This window comes from Burkholderia sp. Ap-955 (assembly GCF_011753045.1).
Lineage (GTDB): Bacteria > Pseudomonadota > Gammaproteobacteria > Burkholderiales > Burkholderiaceae > Burkholderia > Burkholderia lata_D.
The window spans coordinates 1-3999 of record NZ_VWWH01000182.1 but is presented as its reverse complement, the minus strand read 5'-3'; the positions used below and the strand labels follow the sequence as shown (position 1 = coordinate 3999).

The 3999-nt window shown below is 67.1% G+C and carries 5 protein-coding genes; all 5 read right to left on the bottom strand.

The annotated features are described in order from the left end of the window. The coding region (locus F3J15_RS37005) for a VacJ family lipoprotein (RefSeq protein ID WP_166897720.1) at positions 1–816 on the bottom strand (816 nt) is incomplete at its 3' end. Positions 817–846: 30 nt separating this feature from the next. Beyond that, a complete protein-coding gene (mlaD, locus tag F3J15_RS37000; RefSeq protein ID WP_166897717.1) occupies positions 847–1410 on the bottom strand; it encodes an outer membrane lipid asymmetry maintenance protein MlaD in 564 nt (187 codons plus the stop codon). Between the two features lie 24 nt (positions 1411–1434). Next, positions 1435–2202, bottom strand: a complete 768-nt coding sequence (mlaE, locus tag F3J15_RS36995) for a lipid asymmetry maintenance ABC transporter permease subunit MlaE (RefSeq protein ID WP_050013133.1) — start codon at positions 2200–2202, stop codon at positions 1435–1437. Then, complete coding sequence (locus F3J15_RS36990; protein WP_006477138.1) at positions 2199–3020, bottom strand: ABC transporter ATP-binding protein; 822 nt, start codon at positions 3018–3020, stop codon at positions 2199–2201. Before F3J15_RS36990 ends, mlaE begins: the two co-directional genes overlap by 4 nt. A gap of 84 nt (positions 3021–3104) precedes the next feature. Next, on the bottom strand, positions 3105–3999 hold an 895-nt coding region (thiE, locus tag F3J15_RS36985; RefSeq protein WP_166897714.1), incomplete at its 5' end, for a thiamine phosphate synthase.

Sequence of the window (3999 nt, the reverse complement as noted above, 5' to 3'; positions counted from 1 at the left end):
CGGCGCTGCGCCGCCCACCGCTGCCGCGCCCGCCGTACCGGCCGCGCCGGCTGCGGCCGGTGCCGCGCCGTCTTCCGGCAGGTCGTACTTCGGCAGCGCGTCGTTGCTAGACGTCGCGGCCGCCTCGCCGCGCGCGTTGCTGATCAGCATCTGGCGGCGTTGCAGGTACGCGTTGCGCACGAACGAATACTTGTCGAGCGCCGCGGCATCCAGCACGTCGCCCGCGCCGAGCAGGTTCGAACGCGTGTTGACCAGGTTCACGCCGAACAAACCCCAGCTCAGGCCATCCGGCTTCACGTACGTGAGCGGGTTGCCGACGTAGTCGACGCCCAGGCCAGCCGTGTCGCGCAGCGTGCTCGGCCCGAGCAGCGGCAGCACGAGGTACGGGCCCGACGGCATCCCGTAGCGGCCCATCGTGATCCCGAAGTCGGCCGTGTGCTTCGGCAGCTTCGCGATCGTCGCGACGTCGAACAGGCCGCCGACGCCGAACACCGTGTTGATCACGACGCGCATGATGTCGCCGACGCCGTCCGCGATCCGCAACTGCACGATGTTGTTCGCCGCGATGTAGACGTCGCCGATGTTCGAGAAGAAGTTCGTCACGCTGTCGCGCACCGGCTGCGGCACCACGTACTGGTAGCCCTTCGCGACCGGCTTCAGCGCATACGTGTCGACCGTGTCGTTGAACTTGTACATCGACCGGTTGAAGCCTTCGAGCGGATCGCCCTTGGTCGGCGTCTGCACGGTCGCGCAGCCGCTCAACGCGGCGACTGCCGCTACCGCCAGCGCCGCCTGCCTGATGCGGATCGTGTGCATGGTCATTCCCTCTTGTTTTCTCTCGTGTGGTTATTGGCCGGCCGAACCGGACACCGCCGACGCCGGCACCGCCACCGGTGCGGGCGCGGCGGGCGCGGTGGCCGATGCGCCGGCTGCCGGCTTCGCACCGCCCGCATCGGCGGCCTTGCTGTACAGGAACTGGCCGATCAGGTTCTCGAGCACGATCGCCGATTGCGTCATCGAGATCGTATCGCCCGACTTCAGCATTTCGGTGTCACCGCCCGGATCCAGGCCGATATATTGCTCGCCGAGCAGGCCCGACGTCAGGATCTTCGCCGACGAATCCTTCGGGAACTGATACTGGCCGTCGACATCGATCGTGACAAGCGCCTGGTACGTATTCGTGTCGAAGCCGATCGACTTCACGCGGCCGACCACGACGCCCGCGCTCTTCACGGCCGCGCGCGGCTTCAGCCCGCCGATATTGTCGAATTTCATCCTCACCGAATAGGTCGGCTGAAACGACAGCGAACTCATGTTGCCGACCTTCAGCGCCAGGAACAGCACCGCAAGGAAGCCCACCACCACGAACAGGCCGACCCAGAAGTCGAGAGCAGTCTTTTTCATCGTCATCCCAAAATTTGGCTTGGCTGAGGCTTAGCTGAACATCAGCGCGGTCAGCAGGAAATCGAGGCCGAGTACGGCGAGCGACGCGAACACGACCGTCTTGGTGGTCGCGCGCGACACGCCTTCGGGCGTGGGCTTCGCTTCATACCCTTGAAACAGTGCAATGAAGGTCACGGCGAAGCCGAACACGATGCTCTTGATCACGCCGTTGCCGACGTCGGCCCAGACCTGGACCCCGCCCTGCATCTGCGACCAGAACGCGCCCGGATCGACGCCGATCAGCACGACGCCGACGAAGTAACCGCCGAGCACGCCGACCGCGTTGAAGATCGCGGCCAGCAGCGGCATCGCGATGATGCCCGCCCACATGCGCGGCGCGATCACGTTCTTGATCGGGTCCACCGCCATCATCTCGAGCGCGGTGAGCTGCTCGCCGGCTTTCATCAGGCCGATCTCGGCCGTGAGCGACGTGCCCGCGCGGCCCGCGAACAGCAGCGCGGTGACGACCGGCCCGAGCTCACGCACGAGCGACAGCGCGACCAGCAGGCCGAGCGCCTGCTCGGAACCGTAGCGGTTCAGCGTGTAATACCCCTGCAGGCCGAGCACGAAGCCGACGAACAGCCCCGACACGGCAATGATCACGAACGAATAGTTGCCGAGGAAGTGGATCTGCTTCGTGACCAGCCGCGGCCGGCGCAGCAGCGGGAAGAATTCCAGCACGAGGCGCACGAACAGGCGCGTGCCGTAGCCCGCCCGCTCGAGGCCGCCGATGACGTAACGTCCGATCGCGCTGATCATGCGCGCCCTCCGCCGAGCCCGAAATCCGCTGCGAGCGGCGGGCTCGTGTAATGAAATTTGAACGGGCCGTCCGGCGCGCCGTCGATGAACTGCCGCACGCTCGGATCGGTCGACGCGCGCAACTCGTCGGGCGTACCCTGCGCGAGCACGCCGCCGTTGGCCAGGAAATACACGTAGTCGGCAATCGCGAACGATTCCGGCACGTCGTGCGTGACGAGGATCGACGTCGCGCCCAGCGCCTGGTTCAGCGTACGGATCAGGTTCGCGGTGATGCCGAGCGAGATCGGATCGAGGCCCGCGAACGGCTCGTCGTACATGATGAGCTGCGGATCGAGCGCGATCGCGCGTGCCAGCGCGATACGGCGCGCCATCCCGCCCGATACCTCGGACGGCATCAGGTCGCGCGCACCGCGCAGCCCGACCGCGTTGAGCTTCATCAGCACGAGGTCGCGGATCAGGTCTTCGGGCAGGTCGGTGTGCTCGCGCAGCGCGAACGCGACGTTCTCGAACACCGACATGTCGGTGAACAGCGCGCCGAACTGGAACAGCATGCCCATCTTGCGGCGCAACGCGTACAGGCCGTCGCGCGTTTGCGCGCCGACATCGGCGCCGTCGAACAGCACCTGGCCGCGGCGCGCGCGCACGAGGCCGCCGATCAGGCGCAGCACGGTCGTCTTGCCGCAACCTGACCCGCCCATGACCGCAACCACCTGCCCACGCCCGAAGCGCAGGTTCAGGTTGGACAGGACGAGGCGGTCGCCGTAGCCAAAGTCGACGTCGCGAAGTTCCAGCAGTGTCTCGGTAGGAGTGGGGCTCACGGAGCTGACAGTCCTTTTACGCAGAACGCCGAATTATAGGGCCTGCATTGGAATGATGTCGTGAAGCCGTTCCGGGCCCGGCGGTCAATGATTGTCAAATTGTCCGGGAAAGCATTGCTGCAACGCAGCAATGGCGGCCCGATAGTCGGTCGCGCCCGTCACCGCACTGACCACCGCGACACTGCCGACGCCCGTTGCCAGTACGGCCGGCAGCGCGTCGAGCCCCACCCCGCCGATCGCGACGAGCGGCGCCTGGGTGCCCGCGAAGCGCGCATAGCGGGTGATCCGCGCGAGGCCCTGTGGCGGCGCAGCAACGGCCTTGGTCGCGGTCGCGTACACAGGGCCGAGCGCGAGATAGCTCGGGCGTTCGTGCAATGCCCGCAACATTTCGTAATAACCGTGGCTCGAAAGTCCGAGCCGCAGGCCCGCGCGCGCGATCGCGGCCAGATCAGCCGTTTCGAGATCTTCCTGGCCCAGATGAACGCCGTACGCCCCCTCTTCTGCAGCGATCTGCCAGTGATCGTTGATGAACACGCGTGCATCGGGATAGCGACGTCCGGCCGCGACCGCACGGGCGATTTCCCGCCGCAAGGTGTCCGGCGTCGCGCCTTTCACACGCAACTGCACGGTCCGCACGCCGCAATCGAGCACGCGCTCGACCCATTCGGCGTCCGGCACGACCGGATACAGGCCGAGCAGTGCGGGACACGGCGCGAACGCGGGTTCGGGCGCGGCCGGCAGCCCGGCGACCCGCGGAAACCGCGCGGCGTCGACCGGCCACGCATCGGCGGCGCGGGTTTCATCGCCGTCGCGCCAGGCCAGCGCCAGCACCAGCGCGTCGATCGGTGCAAAGCCGCAATCGAGGAACGCCGCGAGCGCGGCGATCCAGTCGTCCCCGAGCGGATGCGCGGCGTCGAGCGCGTAACGCGCGCCCGCCGTGTGCAGTACCGCGCCCTGCTCGTCGAATTCGATCGCGACC